General features: G+C 35.2%; 17 protein-coding genes. 6 read left to right on the plus strand and 11 right to left on the minus strand.

The annotated features are described in order from the left end of the window. Positions 1-341 precede the first annotated feature (341 nt). The 9 genes from AB1410_04295 to AB1410_04335 form a co-directional block, all read right to left on the minus strand. On the minus strand, positions 342-1,109 hold the full coding sequence (locus AB1410_04295; protein MEW6455919.1) for a tetratricopeptide repeat protein: 768 nt from the start codon (positions 1,107-1,109) through the stop codon (positions 342-344). 11 nt (positions 1,110-1,120) lie between these two features. Then, the gene (locus tag AB1410_04300) at positions 1,121-2,650 is read right to left on the minus strand and encodes an adenylate/guanylate cyclase domain-containing protein (protein ID MEW6455920.1); all 1,530 of its coding nucleotides are present in this window, start codon (positions 2,648-2,650) and stop codon (positions 1,121-1,123) included. Then, entirely contained in the window at positions 2,647-3,636 is a 990-nt protein-coding gene (locus tag AB1410_04305) for an NAD(P)H-dependent glycerol-3-phosphate dehydrogenase (GenBank protein ID MEW6455921.1), read from the minus strand. The genes AB1410_04300 and AB1410_04305 overlap by 4 nt, the downstream gene beginning before the upstream one ends. Positions 3,637-3,663: 27 nt before the next feature. Next, positions 3,664-4,227 (minus strand): RNA 2',3'-cyclic phosphodiesterase, encoded by a 564-nt coding sequence (gene thpR / locus AB1410_04310; protein ID MEW6455922.1) that lies wholly within the window; start codon positions 4,225-4,227, stop codon positions 3,664-3,666. An 18-nt stretch (positions 4,228-4,245) separates the two neighbouring features. Further along, the gene (locus tag AB1410_04315; GenBank protein MEW6455923.1) at positions 4,246-5,499 is read right to left on the minus strand and encodes a competence/damage-inducible protein A; all 1,254 of its coding nucleotides are present in this window, start codon (positions 5,497-5,499) and stop codon (positions 4,246-4,248) included. Next, on the minus strand, positions 5,496-5,948 hold the full coding sequence (locus AB1410_04320) for a phosphatidylglycerophosphatase A (GenBank protein MEW6455924.1): 453 nt from the start codon (positions 5,946-5,948) through the stop codon (positions 5,496-5,498). The genes AB1410_04315 and AB1410_04320 overlap by 4 nt, the downstream gene beginning before the upstream one ends. Next, positions 5,941-7,248, minus strand: a complete 1,308-nt coding sequence (gene rimO / locus AB1410_04325; GenBank protein MEW6455925.1) for a 30S ribosomal protein S12 methylthiotransferase RimO — start codon at positions 7,246-7,248, stop codon at positions 5,941-5,943. Before rimO ends, AB1410_04320 begins: the two co-directional genes overlap by 8 nt. Beyond that, positions 7,245-8,540: an asparagine--tRNA ligase gene (gene asnS / locus AB1410_04330; protein ID MEW6455926.1), complete on the minus strand. Its 1,296-nt coding sequence runs from the start codon at positions 8,538-8,540 to the stop codon at positions 7,245-7,247. The genes rimO and asnS overlap by 4 nt, the downstream gene beginning before the upstream one ends. Positions 8,541-8,608: 68 nt before the next feature. Beyond that, complete coding sequence (locus AB1410_04335) at positions 8,609-9,862, minus strand: dicarboxylate/amino acid:cation symporter (GenBank protein MEW6455927.1); 1,254 nt, start codon at positions 9,860-9,862, stop codon at positions 8,609-8,611. 280 nt (positions 9,863-10,142) lie between these two features. On the opposite strand from AB1410_04335, the gene purD reads away from it, so the two are divergent. From purD to mtaB, 3 genes are all read left to right on the plus strand, one after another. After that, positions 10,143-11,468: a phosphoribosylamine--glycine ligase gene (gene purD, locus AB1410_04340; GenBank protein ID MEW6455928.1), complete on the plus strand. Its 1,326-nt coding sequence runs from the start codon at positions 10,143-10,145 to the stop codon at positions 11,466-11,468. Between the two features lie 95 nt (positions 11,469-11,563). Next, on the plus strand, positions 11,564-12,067 hold the full coding sequence (gene purE, locus AB1410_04345) for a 5-(carboxyamino)imidazole ribonucleotide mutase (GenBank protein MEW6455929.1): 504 nt from the start codon (positions 11,564-11,566) through the stop codon (positions 12,065-12,067). A 4-nt stretch (positions 12,068-12,071) separates the two neighbouring features. Next, entirely contained in the window at positions 12,072-13,316 is a 1,245-nt protein-coding gene (mtaB, locus tag AB1410_04350) for a tRNA (N(6)-L-threonylcarbamoyladenosine(37)-C(2))-methylthiotransferase MtaB (protein ID MEW6455930.1), read from the plus strand. 44 nt (positions 13,317-13,360) lie between these two features. Here the strand turns inward: mtaB and AB1410_04355 are convergent, their stop codons facing one another. Both AB1410_04355 and AB1410_04360 read right to left on the minus strand, forming a co-directional pair. Further along, a complete protein-coding gene (locus AB1410_04355) occupies positions 13,361-14,611 on the minus strand; it encodes a radical SAM protein (GenBank protein MEW6455931.1) in 1,251 nt (416 codons plus the stop codon). Positions 14,612-14,753: 142 nt separating this feature from the next. Beyond that, on the minus strand, positions 14,754-15,161 hold the full coding sequence (locus AB1410_04360; protein ID MEW6455932.1) for a hypothetical protein: 408 nt from the start codon (positions 15,159-15,161) through the stop codon (positions 14,754-14,756). Between the two features lie 376 nt (positions 15,162-15,537). On the opposite strand from AB1410_04360, the gene greA reads away from it, so the two are divergent. The 3 genes from greA (at position 15,538) to ggt (ending at position 18,665) form a co-directional block, all read left to right on the plus strand. Further along, positions 15,538-16,026, plus strand: coding sequence for a transcription elongation factor GreA (gene greA, locus AB1410_04365; GenBank protein MEW6455933.1), 489 nt, complete (start codon positions 15,538-15,540; stop codon positions 16,024-16,026). Between the two features lie 24 nt (positions 16,027-16,050). Beyond that, on the plus strand, positions 16,051-16,791 hold the full coding sequence (gene lepB, locus AB1410_04370) for a signal peptidase I (protein ID MEW6455934.1): 741 nt from the start codon (positions 16,051-16,053) through the stop codon (positions 16,789-16,791). A 209-nt stretch (positions 16,792-17,000) separates the two neighbouring features. Then, complete coding sequence (gene ggt, locus AB1410_04375; GenBank protein MEW6455935.1) at positions 17,001-18,665, plus strand: gamma-glutamyltransferase; 1,665 nt, start codon at positions 17,001-17,003, stop codon at positions 18,663-18,665. Positions 18,666-18,667 lie beyond the last annotated feature (2 nt).

Here is an 18,667-nt window from a genome sequence, read left to right on the forward strand (position 1 = left end):
ATACAAACGCATTAAATAAATTGTAGGGCAACCCTTTAGAGCCTGCCCCGAACTTGATTCGGGGGTTGCTTAATGCAAGGCTAAAGCCTTGCCCTACATGTAACAATATTTTATGCGTTTGCTATAGATATTTAAGGGACAGCACACTAGTGTCGTGTCACTTAAATATCTTTCGTTATTCTTATGTGACACGACACTTTCCCTATGGGGGCAAGCCCCCCTTAGACGCTTCGCTGAGCACCCTCCAGACATGGGGAAGCCTCTTCCCCATACCCCTTCAGTGTGCTTTAGGAGAAATTCTTTGTTTGCGAAGATATTTATGGGACAGCACACTGAGTTATTTATTTATTCTGTTCCAGAATATTTTTGAGTCTTTCCCTTGTTTCTTGATCCTGAGCAAGGGGAAGGATTTTATTTAAAATCATTAAAGCTTCTTCTTTCTTATCCAATCTTATAAGAATTCTTATTAGATTTTCATTTATTACAACATCATCTGGAGTAAATTCAAGGGCTTTTCTGAATGAATGTTCTGCTTCTTTTAACTTTCCCTTTTCTTGGAGTAAGATACCTCTTAAGTTGTGAGCAATAGAATAGTGGTTTCTTTTTTCTATCGCTAAGTTTATCATTTTAAAGGATTCTTCATAATTTTTTTGAATGTAGTACAATCTTGCAAGGTTGTAATAAGAAATTTCTTTCTGTTGATAATTTTGATCGGATATCACTTTCTCAAACTCTTTTTTTGCTCTCTCAAAATCTCCTTTCTCCTGATAAATAATTCCTAAATTGTTATGAACCTCGGTAAACTCTGGATTTATACCCAAAGATTTTTCAAAATATGAAATTGCCTTATCCCATTCTCTTTTTATTGTGTATGATAAGCCAAGGGCATTGTATGTCTTATAATTTTTAGGATCCAGTTGAGCACATTTTTGTAAATGGATTATCGCAAGATCTATCTTTCCCTCATTCAGGAATAAAAGCCCCATGTTTAACTGATACAAAGGATCTTTTTCTCTTTTTTTAATCAGGTTAACCTGGGAGGGTACACAGAGATAGAATAGAATTAAGAAAGCACACACAAAAGAATATATTAATAATTTTTTATTCATAAAATTAAAGTTTATTCTACTACCTCCCATACTCTTACATATCTTTTTATACCTTCAATCTTTCTCTCACCTAAAAAATTTGTTTTGAATTTATCTCTTATAAGATTATATGTATTTTCTCCTATTATTAATTGATTTGGCTCTGCGATAGCGTTCTGAAAACGAGATGCAAGGTTTACCGTATCTCCAATGCATGTATATTCCATTCTTTTAAGCGAACCAAAATCACCCACGATTGCTTTGCCACTATTGATTCCGATTCTGACCTTTATTTCTTTTTTAAAGGCAGATTCCATATTTATTTTCTTTGTTTTTCTTATCATTTCCAATCCAGTTTTAGCAGCTCTTTCTGCGTGATTTATCTGGGAAAATGGGGCTCCGAATATAGCCATCAGTCCATCTCCAAGATATTTATCGAGCGTCCCTTCGTTTTCAAAAATTATTTCGGTCATTTCTGAAAAAAAATAATTCAAAAGTAGGCCGACTTCAGAGGGCTCTAATTCTTCAGAAATTGAAGTAAACCCCACAATGTCAAGAAACAAAACAGAAACATCCTTTTCTGAAAATCCCAATTTTTGCTGGGTTAGCTCCATAAGTCTTGAGACAATACCTGGAGAATGATATCTCTCCAGTTTCTCTCTCATTTTAATCTCTTCTGCTAATTTTTGTGTTAAGTCAAACTCATGGAGCGCTATCCCTGCGTAATTTGCTAAAATTGATAAAATTTCTAAATGTTCATTTGATAATTTATTTCTTTCATCGCGGGAGTCAGCATATATAAGACCGAGAACCGAATCCTCGATCCATAAAGGTACACTTATGGCCGATTTAATTCCGTATATTCTTATGCTTTCAGCTTCATCAAATCTGTGATCAATCGATGAGCCAGAAAAGAGGATAGCAACTTTTTCATTAATTGATTTATTTACAATGGTTTTACTCAAAGAAAGTTTTCTCTCCCTTTCCACTTTTTGCAAAAAAATTATGGGTTCAAGGCTATTATTTTCCTTGCTTAATAGTAAAATTGATACTCTTTCGGAAGGGGTAAGTTCAAAAATTGAATTCACAAGATATTTTAATATTTCTTCCTGATTCTTTATTGATATCAAACTTTTGCCAAACTTCAGAATTCCTCCTAAAAGTTTTATCTTTTCTTTTTCCACTATTTCTCCCTTTATGAGAGGAGAGACTTCGTCAACAGATTTTATCATTGTAACCCATGAATCTGCTTCTTCTGTGATTTCAACCTCTGATTCCCTTTGAGAAACTTTTATTTCAAATTTACCTAATTTTATGGTATCACCTGATTCAATTATAGATTCTTTTATTTTTTTTGAATTTAAGAATGTTCCGTTCTTGCTATCTAAGTCTTTTATCCGAAAAGTATCCCCTTCTTTTATTATTTCTGCATGATGACGGGACACTGATATATCAGGAATGACCACGTCATTTCCTGAAGCTCTTCCAAGAGAAGTTTTTTTCTTTTCGAGAATGTAATGAATTTCTTTACTATCTATTTTATAAGAAATATAGAGAGTCATTCTTCTTTCAATTTTCTTGTCATTAGCTCAGATATAGCAACTTTTATATCCTTTCCTTCATAAAGGGTTTCATATATTTTTTCTGTTATAGGCATTTCAATTTTATTTATTTCGGATAATTTCTTAGCCACATACGTTGAAGTGACACCCTCTGCAACCTGACCTGAATCAAGAATAATTTCATCTAATTTTTTTCCTCTTGCTAATTCGATTCCTATCTTTCTGTTCCTGCTCAACTCCCCTGTACATGTTAAAATCAAATCGCCAATCCCTGCCAGTCCATAGAATGTTTTCCTTTTAGCTCCCATTTTTATTCCGAGTCTTGAAATTTCTGCAATTCCTCGAGTCATTAAACTTGCTAATGCATTATAACCCATAGAGAGACCTGAAACAATTCCTGCAGCAATGGCAATCACATTTTTTAAACCCCCTGCTAATTCAACCCCTTTTACATCTGAATTCGTATAGATACGAAATTGAGAAGAAGAAATCTGGCTTTGGATGAATTTCATTAATTTTTTATTTTTTGATGCTACTACAACTGCGGTGGGATATCCCTTTGCAACTTCTCTTGAGAAACTTGGACCTGAAAGCACAGCGATAGGAGGTGATGGAATAAAAATTTCTTCCATTAATTCTGAGATTCTTTTTAGTGATATGACATCGAACCCCTTTGTTAAACTTATTAACGGTACATCTTTTTTTATAAAAGGAGAGGTTTGTTGAAATAGATCTCTGCAGAATTTAGATGGCACTGCAAAAAAAATAACTTCAGCATCAGAAAAAACTTCTTTGAAATCTCCGGTTGGTTTTAATGAATCTGGCAGGATAAATCCTGGGAGAAAAATATTATTTTCTCTGTATTTTTTTATGTATTCCACAATATCTTCTTCTCGAACCCATAGATTTATCCTATATCCAAGACGGGTTAAATAAAGAGAGAATGCTGTTCCCCAGGAGCCTCCGCCTATTACTGAAATTTTCATCCTTCCCAGTCCTTTTGAAATTTTATGTCAAGCATTTTGTAAAGGGGATTTTTCCAATGGAATGTATTGTGCTCCATCAGGTTTCAATATGCTTCTGAATAAGATAATTTCTTTTACTTTTATTTTACCAAACAATGTTTCTCTTTCCTTTTCTATCACATCAAGAATTTTGGTGATATGTTTGGAATCTTTTACCCGTCCTATAGTAATGTGGGGAGAAAACTTTCTTGTTTCTCTCTGAAAGCTCAGTTTTTCCATCTCTTCTTCTATGTTTTCCTGTAGCCGCTTTAAATTAGTTTCCTCTTTTATTCCTATCCATATCACCCTTGGAGATTTTGATCTTTCAGGAAAAGTTCCCATTCCCTGAACAATAAGAGAGAAAGAAGGTATGCTTTCAGATATTTTTTTCAATTTATTATTGATTAAATTTAGTTTGTTCTCGTCTATCTCCCCAAGAAACTTGAGTGTCAGATGTATTCCCTCCTCTCTTATCCATTTAATATTTGCTTCAAATTTTTTTAATACATCTATTTTTTCATAAATCAATTTTTTTATTTCTTCTGGAAAATCGATGGCTATGAATGTTCTCATTAAATGATCAAATCAATATCATGTTTTATAATTACTTTTTTCTATTATATGTCTTCTCAGCATGTCTAAAGCTTTTTGAGTAGCCTGAAATTTTATTTGAGACCTTGTTCCAAAAAATTGATTTTTTGAATGTTTATAGCCTCCTTCAAATGAAAGAGCAACATGGACAAGACCCACTGGCTTTTCTTTGGTTGAACCAGCAGGTCCTGCAATTCCAGTTATGCCAATTCCATATGTAGTTTTACTTTTTTTTCTGATGCTTTCAGCCATAGCAATCGATACTTCCCGACTGACAGCTCCATGTATTTCTAAAAGTTTTTTTTCTACGTCAATCATTTCAACTTTAGATTGATTTGAATAACATATTATGCCCCTTTCGAAATAATCTGAACTTCCTGGTACATCTGTAATTCTTGATGAAAGGAGGCCCCCTGTGCATGATTCAGCAATTGCTAAAGTTTCATTTCTTTCCCTCAGGAGTTCACCCAAATGTTCTTCAAGAGATTTTTCAGAAGTGGAAAATACATTATCACCGAGCCTTTCTTTAAATTTTAAAGCTAACCCTTCTACCGTCTCTTCAGCTTCACTCTGGCTTTTTTTACTCCTTCCAAGAATGTGTATTTCGATTTGTCCAGGATAAGCAAGGAGAGTTACCCTTGGATTTTTAATGTTTCGATAGATATCAGATATCATTGAATCGGTTTCAGATTCGCTCAATCCTGCAATTTTTAAAGTTTTTCTTGAGATATGATATGGAGCTAATTTTCTCAGTTTAGGAATCACATATTTTTCCATCATCGGGATTAACTCAGAAGGAGGACCTGGCAAAATTGCAATTTTGTTCGATTCATCTTCTATCCACATCCCAGGAGCAATACCTACTTCATTATCCAGTATTTCAGCTCCCTCAAGGAAAAAAGCCTGTCTTACATTGATTTCAGGCATTTCAATTCCTTTTTTCTTAAATCTTTCTTTTATCTTATGAAGGATTTCTTCTGAAAATATTAATTTTTTAGCAAGAGCTTTTGAGAAAGCACTTTTTGTAATGTCATCTTCAGTTGGTCCAAGTCCTCCTGTGGTTATTAATATCGGAACTCTCGATGTCGCTATTTTTATTGAATTTATAATATCGTCTTCATTATCTCCAACCGTGGTTTTAAATCCGACGATAATTCCATTTTCTTCGAGCTTCCTTGTTAAATACATTGAATTAGTTTCTGTAAAATAAAACGAAAGAAGTTCTGATCCGATTGTAATTATTTCAGCTCTCATTTGAAAATTGTAATTAATATTCGAAGGAAAATGTTTGCCCAGATTCCAGCAAATACATCATCAAGGACTATGCCCCATCCGCCATTTAGCCTTTGGAGATATCTTGCTGGAAAAGGTTTTGCGATATCAAAGAATCTGAAAAGTATAAAGCCAAGCAGTACATTCTTCTGAGTTGCAGGTATCATAAAAAGAGATACAATCTGACCTATTACTTCATCAATGACAATCGGCTTTGCGTCCTTTTTGAGAAAATATTTTTCAGATGCGGTGGAAGTAGGAATTCCTGTCACGGTAAGAAAAAGAATTAATATCAGAATTAGAATATTAGGTTGATTTCTTAAAAAGAAATAATATAAAGCTGCAGAAATAAAACTTGCTGTTGTTCCTGGGATGAGAGGAAAGTAACCAACTCCAAAAAATGTGGAAACCAATCTGCTTAGATTATTCACCTATGATTTTCCCGAAAAGGTCATGGTATCCAATTTTCTCGACTTTTGCTGTTAAGAAGTCTTTTTTTATAAACCTGTTTTTCCTTGCATAAAAATAACCATCTACTTCAGGAGCCTGAACTTTGGTTCTTCCTATAAAATAATTGGGGTTTTCATCGGAGGTGCCCTCGATTAGAATTTTCATTTCTTTTCCGAGCAGCGTTGCGTTTTTCTCAAGGGATATTTCTTTCTGGAGTCTAAGAAGAATGTTTTTTCTCCTCATTTTTTCTTCTTTTGGGATTGGGTCTCCTAAATGTTCAGCTTTTGTTCCGTTTTCTTTTGAATAAGTGAAAACCCCAAGCCGATCAAATCTTGCTTCTTTGATGAAATCAATCAAATTCGAAAATTCATTTTCTCCTTCCCCAGGAAATCCCACAATGATTGATGTTCTGATAACAATGTCTGGCACTTCTTTCCTAACTTTTTCTAAAAATTTTAAAATCTTTTTCCCATCCATCCCCCTTCCCATTTTCTTTAAAATTTTTTCTTCAGAGTGCTGCACAGGTATGTCAAGATATGGACAGATTTTCTCTTCCTTCAACGTATCTAAAAGAGAATCATAAACTTCATCTGGATATCCATAGAGTATTCTAATCCATTCGATTCCTTTTACGTTCGATAATTTTTTAAGAAGTTTTAAAAGACCATGTTTCAACGCCAAATCTCTTCCGTAGGAAGTTGTATCCTGAGAAATTAGATTTATCTCTTTTATTCCTCTGTTTGCTAAAATTTCCGCTTCCCTTACAATAGAATCAATTGTTCTTGACCGAAAATCACCTTTTATCGAGGGAATCGAGCAGAATGAACAGGAATGGGAACATCCCTCTGCTATTTTAATGTATGTCCAGTTTTTTGGAGTGGAAAGTAATCGCGGAGATTTTTCTGAGTAGATGTAAGGAGTTGAAGAGAAGGGTTTTTGTTTTTTTTCCAGTATATCAACAATTCTTTCCACATCATTTACTCCGAGAAAAACGTCCACATCAGGGAATTCATATTTTAAAGAGTTTTTGTATCTTTCAGACATACACCCCGTAATAACTATTCTTTTATTTTCTTTTTTAAGAGGCAGAACCTCTAAGATGGCCTCCCTTGATTCCTTTCTCGCCTCATCGATAAACCCGCAGGTATTTATTATTATTGTGTCGGCTTCGTTTATCTTATTTGTTATTTCATAACCTTTTTTTTTGAGCGTTCCGAGCATCACCTCAGAATCCACAGTATTTTTTGCACATCCTAAAGATATGATTCCTACTTTATTCATGGATATATTCTGTAGAGAAGCCTTGGATAGGGAATTGTTTCTCTTATATGCTCAATTTTGCATATCCAGGCAACTGTTCTTTCAAGTCCAAGGCCAAACCCTGCATGGGGAACTGAGCCAAACCTTCTTAAATCTATATACCATTCATAATTTTCTCTTGGAAGGTTGAATTCTTCCATTCTCTTTAAAAGGACATTTTTGTCATGAATTCTTTGGCTACCTCCGATAATTTCGCCGTAGCCTTCGGGTGCTAACATATCCATGCAGAGGGCTAAATCAGGCCTTTCTGAGTCTGGCTCCATGTAAAATGCCTTAATCTTTGCTGGATAATGAGTGATTACAACTGGCTTTTCGAATGATTCTGAGATTATGGTCTCTTCGTCTCCACCCAGGTCATCACCCCATTTTATTCCAGAACCTTTTTTGTGGAGGATTTCTACAGCATCATCGTATCGGATTTTTGGAAAGGGTTTTTTTATAATTTCAAGTTTTTTTGTGTCTCTGTTGAGAGTTTCAAGCTCTTTTTTGTTTTTCTCTAAGACCTTTTCAACTATGTATACGATTAAGTCTTCTCCAAGGTTAATGATATATTCAAGATCAGCATAGGCAATTTCAGGCTCTGCCATCCAGAATTCCATAAGATGTCTTCGAGTTTTACTTCTTTCAGCTCTAAAAGTAGGCCCAAAGCAATAAACCTTGCCAAAAGCCATGGCATTTGCTTCATTGTAAAGCTGACCACTCTGGGTTAGAAAAGCTTTCTCATCGAAATAATTGGTTTCGAATAAAGTTGTGGTTCCTTCACAGGCTGCTGGAGTTAAGATTGGAGTGTCAAGAAGAATGAATCCATTTCCATCAAAAAAATCTTTGATGGCTTTTATTATCGTAGCCCTTATCCTCAACACGGCATGTTGTCTTGATGAACGTAACCAGAGATGTCTATGATTCATAAGAAAAGCAATACCATGTTCTTTTGGTGTTATTGGATATTCATCTGCTATCTGGATAATTTTTATGTCAGAAACTTCTAACTCATATCCTCCAGGAGCTCTTTTATCTTCTCTGGGTTTTCCTGTGACTATTAATGATGATTCCTGAGTTAAACTATCAAAAGTTTCAAATATGGGGTCATCTTTATTTTCTCTTGATACAACACATTGAATTAATCCAGTGCCATCCCTGACTAAAAGGAATCTTATTTTCCCGCTTGACCTTTTATTATAGACCCATCCCTTTATTGTTATTTCTTCAGCTAAATGTTCTCCAATATTTTCAATGTATACCCATTTTGCCATAAAGAAATTATAAATTAACTTTACTGATTAATTCAATTAAAAAAGAGTCAGTTACTAATTGATTAAGTTTATTTACGGATTAAGGTATCGCTTATTGCCTCTCTTCTTTTCTCAATATTTGCCATTATCACAGCACATGTGGCATCTCCAAGAACATTGGGCACGGTTCGGAGCATATCAAGAAATCTGTCCACTCCCAGGACCAATGCTATGCCTTCCAGAGGAACATTCACAGCTCTTAATACCATGGTCAGCATTATCATACCAACTCCAGGAACTCCAGCAGTTCCTATGGCAGCGGCTGTAGCTGTTAGAACTATGGTAAGCTGGTCCGGGAGGGTAAGTGGTATTCCGTAGACCTGGGCAATGAAGACTGCGGAAACACCCTGATAAAGGGCTGTTCCATTCATATTAATTGTAGCACCCAGGGGGAGGACAAAGCTATATATAAATCGAGGAACTCCTAACCTTTCACAATTTTCCATGGTTACAGGAAGGGTGGCACTGGAAGAACAGGTAGAGAAAGCCATAAGCATTGCATCCTTCATCCCTTTAAAAAACCTCCATGGATTCTCCTTCCCAAGTACCCATAAATTAAAGGGGAATACAATGAAGGTATGAATGAGAAGACCAGTGGCTACCACTGCGCAATATTTTAAAAGTGTCATTATTATTCCAGTTCCAAACCGACCGATAACCGCGCCTATAAGAGCTAAAACTCCATAAGGAGCAAGCTTCATTATCATATGAACAATCTTGATGATAGAATCAGAAAGCCCATCGAAGAAATCGATGAGAGGCTGGGATTTCCTCTGTTCCATGGCGCTTACAGCTATACCAAAAATGAGCGCAAGAAATATTATCTGAAGCATATTTCCTTCCATGGAAGCTTTTATGGGATTGGTAGGCACAATGTTTAAAATAAAATCTACAGGGGAAAGCTTTTTAATCTCTCCCAGATTTATCTGTTGTTCACCTGAATAATTCTTAAGAAGTTTTTCTTGCGCACTTTTTTCAAGACCATATCCTGGCTTCAGGGTGTTAACGAGGAGAAGTCCAATGCAAATGGCGACTGCAGTGGTTAAAAGATAATAAATCAGAGTTTTTACTCCTATCCTTCCCAGCTTTTTAACATCTCCAAGGCTTGCTGTTCCAACGAATATGGAGGCAAAGACAAGGGGGATAACGACCATGGTTATCAATCGAATAAAGAGTTTTCCTACAGGCTCAATAGCTATTGCTGCTCTACCCCACACAATCCCGAGGATTAATCCCAGTATAAGACCTATGAAAATCTTTTGATACAGCTCGAGTTTTTTCATATTTTACTCCTTAAAAACCCTGGCTTCTTAATCATGCTTCTTTTTCCATGAGAAATTTACACTATATTTTTATTCATTGCCAATCAGAATAATACTATATAAGATACAAAAGAGTCTAAAAAAGCAAGAAGATTGGAGAAGATAGTCAAAAATATTGAGCTCTGGATATAGCATGTTGTCTCGCCTAAGAATCTAGTATTAGATGATTCAAAACGTAATCTTTAAAAATAGATTGATTGTTGATAGAATTTAATTTAATACAAATTATAAGGTGAATTTTATGAGAGTGCTGGTTGTAGGAAGCGGAGGAAGGGAACATGCTCTTGCATGGAAAATTTCTCAGAGTCCTCTTGTGGATAAAGTTTTCTGCGCGCCTGGAAATGGAGGGACTTCTGGGGTGGCTGAGAATGTTGACATTGAGTCATCTAAGATTTTCGATTTAATAGAATTTGCTAAGAAAGAAAAAATTGACCTCACGGTAGTGGGACCTGAGCTTCCTCTTACGCAAGGAATAACAGATGAATTTCAGAAAAATGGGCTTAAAATATTTGGTCCCACACGTTCAGCTTCCCGGCTCGAGGGAAGCAAAATTTTTGCCAAAGAATTTATGAAAAAATATAACATTCCTACGGCTGACTTTGAAATTGTGTATTCTGAAGATGAGGCTGTAAAAATTATTTCTTCAGAAAGATTTAAATTCCCGTTACTTATAAAAGCTGATGGTCTGGCTGCAGGAAAAGGCTCAGTAATATGTAATGATTTTAACGGAGCTCGAAATACAATTGAGTTAATGATGAAAAATAAAATATTTGGCGAGGCTGGAGAAAAAGTTGTAATAGAAGAATTTCTATCTGGTCAGGAGGTTTCATTTATAGTGGTATCAGATGGGGAGAAAGTTATTCCCCTTGTGACTTCCCAGGATCATAAGAAAATCTTTGATGGTGATAGAGGCCCTAACACAGGAGGAATGGGAGCCATTTCTCCTTCTCCATACATAACTAAAGAAATTTATTGGGAAATAATGAGTAAAACAATAATACCAACCATCCAGTACATGAAAAAAGAGGGAAATGAATTCAGAGGTGTTTTATACGCAGGTATGATATTAACTTCCGATGGACCCAAAGTTCTTGAGTTCAATTGCAGATTTGGAGATCCTGAAAACCAGGCCATTTTAATCAGAATGGAAAGTGATTTAATGGAACTTCTGATTGGTGCGGTTGAAGGAGATATATCAAAATCGCAAGTTAAATGGAGTAAGTTTCCATCAGGTTGCGTTGTGGTTGCCTCTAAAGGATATCCGGATAAATATGAAACAGGCAAAATCATTAAAGGACTGGATAAAGCTTCATCGATTAAGGGAATTGAGGTGTTTCATGCTGGAACGAAAAAGAAAAATTCTGAGTTTCTCACATCAGGAGGAAGAGTATTAGGAGTTTCAGGATGCGATGAAAGTATGTCTTCTACCATGGAAAAAATATACAGAGCGATATCAGTTATCTATTTTGAAGGGATGTACTATAGAAAGGATATTGGAAAAGGTGTTGAACGGGAGGCTCGCCGCAATCCCGCCCCTTCAGGGGCAGGTCAAGGCGAGCAATATTAATGATAAAATACCTTGCCGTCGAAGAATCCCCGCCATTTCCTGTCCTGAACTTGATTCAGGAATGGCGGGGTTCTTTAAAAGATTGAGGAGGATACATGAGTAAAATTTTATTTCTTATCGGTTCTGATTCTGATTTTCCTCAGATTAAGGATGCGTTAGAAATTTTAGATGATTTTGGCGTTGATTATGAAATTGAGGTTACTTCAGCTCATCGGACTCCTCAGAGAACTCTTAATATCGTAAAGAAGGCAGAAGAGGAGGGCGTGCAAATTATAATTGCTGGCGCTGGTGGTTCAGCTCATTTAGCAGGTGTTGTTGCTTCTCATACTTTAATTCCTGTTATAGGAGTTCCGATGGAAAGCTCCATTTCAGGACTTGATTCATTACTTTCGACAGTTCAGATGCCGAAAGGGGTTCCTGTTGCTACGATGGGAATAGGAAAATCAGGCGCTTCAAACGCTGCCCTATTTGCAGTTGAAGTTCTTTCTCTCCAGGATGAAAACCTGAAACAAAAACTTCAAAAATACAGGGAGAATTTAGAAATTGAGGTTGAGAAAAAATCTGAAAATTTAAAGAAGTTGGTGAAAGGGAATAAATGAATAAATGAGATTTTCAGTATATAATTTTGGGTGTCGAGCTAACACATCTGAAGCATTTCAATGGGTAGAATCTTTGACGGAGAATGGATATAAGTTTGAAAAGAATTTCGAAGATTCTGACATCGTGATAATCAATTCATGCACATTAACTTCAAGAGCTGACAGAGATGTAAAAAATTTAATAAAGAAAATTAATCAAAAGGATAAAAAAGCCAGGGTGGTTTTGACAGGATGTTATCTCCAGAGAAAACCAGAGGAGTTGGAAAGACTTGGTGAAATATTTTTAAAAGTTTTAAATGAAGAAAAAGATTCAATCCCTCAAAAAATAATTGATACATTCGGAAAAAAACAAAATGGTTCAAAAGTAGTTTCTTATCGGTCAAGGGCGCTTGTTAAGATTCAGGATGGGTGTAACTTAAAATGTTCTTTTTGTATAATTCCATTGGTAAGAGGGAAAAGTAGAAGCATTCCATCTGAGGAGATCATAGAAAAAATAAAAAAATATTCTGATGAGGGATACAAAGAGATAGTGCTCACCGGAATTCACATAAATTCCTGGGGAATAGATTTCTCACCAAAAAGAAAACTTTCAGATTTGATTAGAGAAATAAATAAAATAAATTCAGTCAATTATATGAGGCTGACCTCGCTGGATCCCAGATTTTTAAATGAAGAAATGATTGAAACTTTAATTTCCTCTGAGAAAATAGCTCCCCATTTCCATCTTTCTATTCAGAGTGGCAGCGAAAAAATTTTAAAGTTGATGCGAAGGGATTCCATTGCAAAAAGATATGAAGATATTATTTATAAGTTAAAAGAAAGCCTCCCTGAAAGCTGCGTGGGTGCTGACATCATTGTCGGATTTCCAGGAGAAATAGATGAAGATTTTAGACGCACATACGAGTTTGTTAAAAATGTTCCTTTAGATTACCTTCATGTTTTTCCTTTTTCTCCGAGACCTGGCACAGAGGCTTCTAAAATGAATAATAAAGTTGATGAGAAAGTAAAAACCAGAAGAGCTTCTCTATTGAGAAAATTATCCAGGGAGAAAAAAGAAAAATTTATTAGAAATTTCATGGGCAAAGAGCTTGAGGGGGTTGTAATCAGAAATAATTTCGATAGCGGAGAAGTTCTTACTTCTAATTACATAAAGGCAAAAGTTATAAACTTAAAAAATAGAGAGAAAGAGCTAACAAAGATCAGGATTGGAAAGGTTCAGGATGGAATTGTTTGGGCAGAATCAATTTGAACGGAAGGCTCGCTGAAATCCCGTCCCTTCAGGGGCGGGGTTCTTCAATAGAATTTTTCCTTCCACTCCATTGGGTCAAGGGGAATGTTAATTTTCCTCTTTTTCATTTTATACTTGAAGTATGGCTTTGCGAGGATTTTCAACACATTCATTTTGAAGTTATAGATATAGTATCTAAGATCCCTTTCAACAAGATATTTTGCATCAGCGGGTAAGACAACGAGACTTACTTCAATATTCGGAACAATCCCTGTAGGGATATTTTTTTTAATGCATGATTTATAGAGATATCTAAATACAACATACATATCCTCATAGGATGGAGAAGGAAAATCTTCCATGTCAGCTCCAATTACAGGTCTAAAAATGCATACAGTGGGAAATGCTCCAGTATCAGTTATGTAGTCTATTGCCTTTAGAGTATCTTCTATCGGTTCAACCCCTGCGATTATTTCACCCGATGCTTTCCCTTTTCCCATTTTTTTTGAAGTGTGTTCGAGGGCATCAAAAAAGGTCTTCTGTCTGACAAGTTTGAATTTTCCTGGAAGGAATTTTTCGAAGTACTCAGGATTGTGAAATTCATAGCAATATGAGAAATGATCAGCTCCTAAATCTATGAGCCAGTCGATTTTCCATAGTTCTCTTGGTGGAATCAACTGGACACCGACTAACACTCCAACCTCTTCTTTAAGGGCTTTCACATAAGGAGCCATTACCTCAGCATCTCTTCCACTGTTATAACCCGAGTTTAAATGAACAAATGTAATCTTTGATTCTTCTTTTGCTCGAGTGGCAGTCTCCACTACATCTTCGATCTTTTTTTCAGCTACCTCATTAACTCCAACGTTCAACCCTGTTGTGCAGAATTTACAATTCATCGGAGGATCATAATACCAGAAGCCGCAGGAGTTTGAAACATAAATTCCAAGGTATGTTCCCTGCATAACTCCTATCATAGACATTAAAGTTTCAGAAGATGTTTTTTCATTGTACCACCTGGGTTCCTCTGGAATTTTAATCAAATATTTGAGATTATTCCTTTCATCTATCACAAAATAATCATCCTCTATTTTCTTGAGTAAATAAGGTGAATTTTGAGCGAAGTCTTCTTCTACAGGTATGTTCGTCCATATATCTTTGAGCTTTCCAGGAATAATAACTTCCAATCCGCTTCCAAGCCCAGCCCTTGTCCTTGCGAATAGCCTTGCATCCTTGTCCAGAGTGCAACTTTCATCAATCCTGATTCCTTTGCAGAATAAATCTAACTGAAGCTCTCCTGGATTAAGTTTTACCATTTCTTTTTCATTAAGGTTTTTATTATAGCATAAAAATTCAGAACACGTCAGAATTTTTATTTAATTTTATAAAGAGGTCAACCATCTTCTGAGCGAAGGGGATGGTTGACCTCTTTTTAGAGTTAAGGATTCAGCATAATTTTTATTCTGGTATGTCAAATGGAAACGACCTTCGGAATTTTTCTGGTCTATAAGAAGGGGAGAAACCTGACACGAGAAATTTTAGCCAAGATTTAATTTGATTTTCATCGGAGAATTCAGGTTTTACTTCCATACCGCCGTAGCTGAATCTATCGCGACTATGGGGAATAAGGCTTTTCTTGTAGAAGAAACCAACCACTTTATCTTTATGGAAAAAGAATTTAATTATTCCTCTGTTTGGTTTACCTTTCACTTGATTATCTATAGAGATTTCAAATCCTGTTGCTTTTGGATGGATTTTATATTTTTCCTCCGAATTTCTTAAAATTTTTAACAATGTTTTAAAAATTTCGCCTTTATCAGAATATTCCGTGATTTTTTCCTTTGCTTCTTCTTCATTAAAAATCATATTTTCCTTCAAGCGATTGAAAATAGAAAAAGATGTTATCAAATTCTTTTTGTCAGATCAAAAATCTTGCTTTTTAATTCAGTTTCAATCAAATGAGATATTTTTTATTTTCGTCTATTATTGTTCTACAAGTTCAACACGTCGATTCTTTGCACGACCTTCCTCCGTAACTTTTAAAAAATATCATAACTTTTCAGTCATAATCAATTAACATCCACCCTAATCTTTTTTTTTCTTAAAAATACAAAAGAAAAAGTAGGTTATATTAAAATACATTAATAAGATTATATCTTTGCCATAATATTACTGAGGGCAAATCCTTTATTTGCTTGACAATGAGAGGATTTTATTTGAAAATTAAAGATGTTTCAGAAGAATGGAAAGAATAAAGAAAACACTAAAGATCCAGATCGAAAAACTGGAGAAAGAATTAAGGGTAGACATTCCAAAAGAGCTTGAAAAAGCAGCTTCCTTAGGTGATTTGAGTGAAAATGCGGAATATCAATATTTAAAAGAGAGGCAGTTTTACTTAAGCGCGAGGATTGCTCAGCTTAAGCAGAGATTGTCAGATATTTCACTAATAAATATCGATGATATCCCGAGAGATAAAGTTGGTTACGGTTCTAAGGTATATCTTATTGAATTGGATACAAACAAAGAAGTTGTTTATAAACTCGTTTTTCCAGAGGAATCTGATGTTGGAAAGGGATTGATTTCTACCGCTTCGCCAGTTGGGAGAGCTTTAATGGGGAAAGAAATGGGGGAGGAAGTAGTGGTAACTGTTCCAAACGGAAAGAGAAGTTTTTTAATAAAGAGAATACAGACTATCCATGACTTATTGGAAGAAGAAAGAGAAGAAGTATGAACAATTTGAAGGAGAGAGTAGAGTATGGGAAAGAAGAATAAGGATATAAAAGAAGCGAAAAAAGAGGAAAAAAAGAGAGAGGTTTCAGTATCCAGAGAATATTTTGAATTAATCGTTGAAACTGCTCTGTTTGTTTTCTTTGTTATGACTTATGTTGTTCAGGCCTTTGAGATTCCAACGGGTTCGATGGAAGATACATTGCTGATAGGAGACCATCTTTTAGTAAATAAATTTGCATATTCTCCAGCTACAAATTCTTTTGAAAGAAAGTTTCTTCCATATAAACAAATAAAAAGAGGGGATATAGTAACATTTAAATATCCTGAAGACCCAACAAAGGATTTCGTGAAGAGAGTCATTGCTCTTGGTGGAGAAAAAATTCAAATTGTAAACAAGAGAGTATTCATTAATGGGAAACCACTCGATGAGCCGTATAAATTTCACAAAGATAATAGAATTTATTTCAAAAGTCAGTTCCTTCCTGAAGAAATTATAGTGAGAGATAATTTTGGACCCGTGGAAGTTCCCCAAGATTGTTTTTTTGTTATGGGAGATAACAGGGACAATAGTTCTGATAGTAGAGTTTGGGGTTTTCTTCATAGAGATTATATCAAAGGTAAACCCTGGATAATTTACTGGTCTTATAAAGCAAAGAGGGGCGAGCATTTGAAAACGGGGCTTGAAAAAATAAAGAGCATTTTTGAAACAATCATAACCTTTATCCCGAAAACTCGATGGGAAAGGTTTTTTAAAATAATAAAATAGTAATAAACGTTTTTTATAAAGATATGTTTTGGTTGAATCATTTTTCTTTAGATAATCTAAATATAGGAGATTATCCTCACTCACAGATTTTTAGATGCTCGTCGATATATCGCTCAAAAGATGGTTGACTTCTCAATTTAAATGAATGTTTGTTGGCCACCCTTCCTTCTCAAATTTTTAATATAAATATGAAAAAATAAGGAGATGAAATGCGCAAAATAATTGGAATAATAGTTATATTGCTGTTCTTGATACCAGATAAAGTCTTTTGTTTTAAAAAGGGAGTTGTTGCTTCAGATTCAGAGATTGCTTCACGGGTAGGAATTGAAATCCTGAAAAAAGGTGGAAATGCTGTGGATGCTGCAGTTGCTGTTGGGTTTGCTTTAGCTGTTACGTTTCCCCCTGCTGGAAACATTGGAGGAGGAGGGTTTATGCTTATCAGAATGGCTGATGGGAAAGTATTTTTGATAGATTACAGAGAAAAAGCTCCTAAGAAAGCTCATAGGGATATGTATCTCGATGAAAAAGGAGAGGTTATCGAAAATTTAAGCACAGAAGGATTTCTTGCTATCGGAGTACCTGGGACAGTGGCAGGCTTAACAATGGCATTAGAAAAATGTGGAACCTTAAAATTAGAAGATGTGATAAAGCCGTCAATTGAATTAGCAGAAAAGGGGTTTAAAGTTAATAAATATCTGGAAGAGTCATTGAAAAGGTCAAAGCATCTTTCTAAGAATGCAGAGAGTAAAAAAATCTTTCTTAATAACGGAAATTTTTACAAAGAAGGAGACCTTTTAATACAAAAAGATTTGGCGAAAACATTAAAAGCAATATCTAAAAAGGGCAAAACTGGATTTTACAGCGGAAAAGTTGCATCTAAGATTGAAGCTGACATGAGAAAGAACGGAGGTTTTATAACGAAAGATGATCTTTTGAGCTATGAAGCTAAGCTGAGGAACCCAATAAGATTTAAGTTTAGAAATTATGAGATAATAACACCTTCGCCACCCTCATCTGGGGCAATTCTTGTTGAAATATTGAACATTCTTGAGAATTTTAAGCTTAACACATTCCAACATAATTCTGCTGAGTACATTCATATAGTAACAGAAGCAATGAAATTAGCTTTCAGGGATAGGGCTAAATTTATGGGAGACCCTGATTTTGTGAATATTCCATTGCGAAGGATTATTTCAAAGGAGTATGCATTTAAAAAGGCTCAGGAAATAAAATTTTTAAAGGCAATGGATGAGAAGGAATCAGATTTTGGAGATCCATTCAAAGAATCTGAAGAAACAACTCATTTTTCTGTGGCAGATCAATGGGGAAATGTTGTATCAAACACATATACTCTTAACGGAGGGTATGGTTCAGGAGTGACAATAAAGGGAACAGGGGTATTGATGAATAATGAAATGGATGATTTCTGCATAAAACCAAATTATCCTAACATATATGGATTAATTGGAGGAGAAGAGAATTCAATTCAACCTGAAAAAAGAATGTTAAGCTCGATGGTCCCATCTATAATCTTGAAAGATGATAAGCCATTTCTGGCGTTGGGCTCCCCAGGAGGACCTACAATAATTAATACAGTAGCACAGGTTATTCTGAATTTATTAGATTTTAAAATGACTATTGAGAATGCAGTCTTAGCCCCAAGGTTTCATCATCAATGGATTCCGAATCAAATTGTGTTAGAGGAAGGAAAATTTTCAGATATCGTTCTGAAAGAATTGGAAAAAAGAGGTCATAAAATTTCATTCAGGAAAAGACTGGGAGATGTTCAGGCGATAATTTTTAATGGTGAGGAAGGCGAATTTTATGGTTTTTCTGACCCAAGAGGCCCTGGAAAAGTAGCTGGTTGTGATTAATA

Source organism: Acidobacteriota bacterium, assembly GCA_040756905.1.
Lineage (GTDB): Bacteria > Acidobacteriota > Aminicenantia > JBFLYD01 > JBFLYD01 > JBFLYD01.

What these genes read in the sequence shown, in the direction of transcription:
- asnS (MEW6455926.1), bottom strand. Translation starts at nt 8,540, where the DNA reads ATGGCAAAATGGGTATACATTGAAAATATTGGAGAACATTTAGCTGAA.
- AB1410_04305 (MEW6455921.1), bottom strand. Translation starts at nt 3,636, where the DNA reads ATGAAAATTTCAGTAATAGGCGGAGGCTCCTGGGGAACAGCATTCTCT.
- greA (MEW6455933.1), top strand. Translation starts at nt 15,538, where the DNA reads ATGGAAAGAATAAAGAAAACACTAAAGATCCAGATCGAAAAACTGGAG.
- purE (MEW6455929.1), top strand. Translation starts at nt 11,564, where the DNA reads ATGAGTAAAATTTTATTTCTTATCGGTTCTGATTCTGATTTTCCTCAG.
- ggt (MEW6455935.1), top strand. Translation starts at nt 17,001, where the DNA reads ATGCGCAAAATAATTGGAATAATAGTTATATTGCTGTTCTTGATACCA.
- purD (MEW6455928.1), top strand. Translation starts at nt 10,143, where the DNA reads ATGAGAGTGCTGGTTGTAGGAAGCGGAGGAAGGGAACATGCTCTTGCA.
- mtaB (MEW6455930.1), top strand. Translation starts at nt 12,072, where the DNA reads ATGAGATTTTCAGTATATAATTTTGGGTGTCGAGCTAACACATCTGAA.
- AB1410_04335 (MEW6455927.1), bottom strand. Translation starts at nt 9,862, where the DNA reads ATGAAAAAACTCGAGCTGTATCAAAAGATTTTCATAGGTCTTATACTG.
- AB1410_04315 (MEW6455923.1), bottom strand. Translation starts at nt 5,499, where the DNA reads ATGAGAGCTGAAATAATTACAATCGGATCAGAACTTCTTTCGTTTTAT.
- rimO (MEW6455925.1), bottom strand. Translation starts at nt 7,248, where the DNA reads ATGAATAAAGTAGGAATCATATCTTTAGGATGTGCAAAAAATACTGTG.
- thpR (MEW6455922.1), bottom strand. Translation starts at nt 4,227, where the DNA reads ATGAGAACATTCATAGCCATCGATTTTCCAGAAGAAATAAAAAAATTG.
- AB1410_04295 (MEW6455919.1), bottom strand. Translation starts at nt 1,109, where the DNA reads ATGAATAAAAAATTATTAATATATTCTTTTGTGTGTGCTTTCTTAATT.
- lepB (MEW6455934.1), top strand. Translation starts at nt 16,051, where the DNA reads ATGGGAAAGAAGAATAAGGATATAAAAGAAGCGAAAAAAGAGGAAAAA.
- AB1410_04300 (MEW6455920.1), bottom strand. Translation starts at nt 2,650, where the DNA reads ATGACTCTCTATATTTCTTATAAAATAGATAGTAAAGAAATTCATTAC.
- AB1410_04360 (MEW6455932.1), bottom strand. Translation starts at nt 15,161, where the DNA reads ATGATTTTTAATGAAGAAGAAGCAAAGGAAAAAATCACGGAATATTCT.
- AB1410_04355 (MEW6455931.1), bottom strand. Translation starts at nt 14,611, where the DNA reads ATGGTAAAACTTAATCCAGGAGAGCTTCAGTTAGATTTATTCTGCAAA.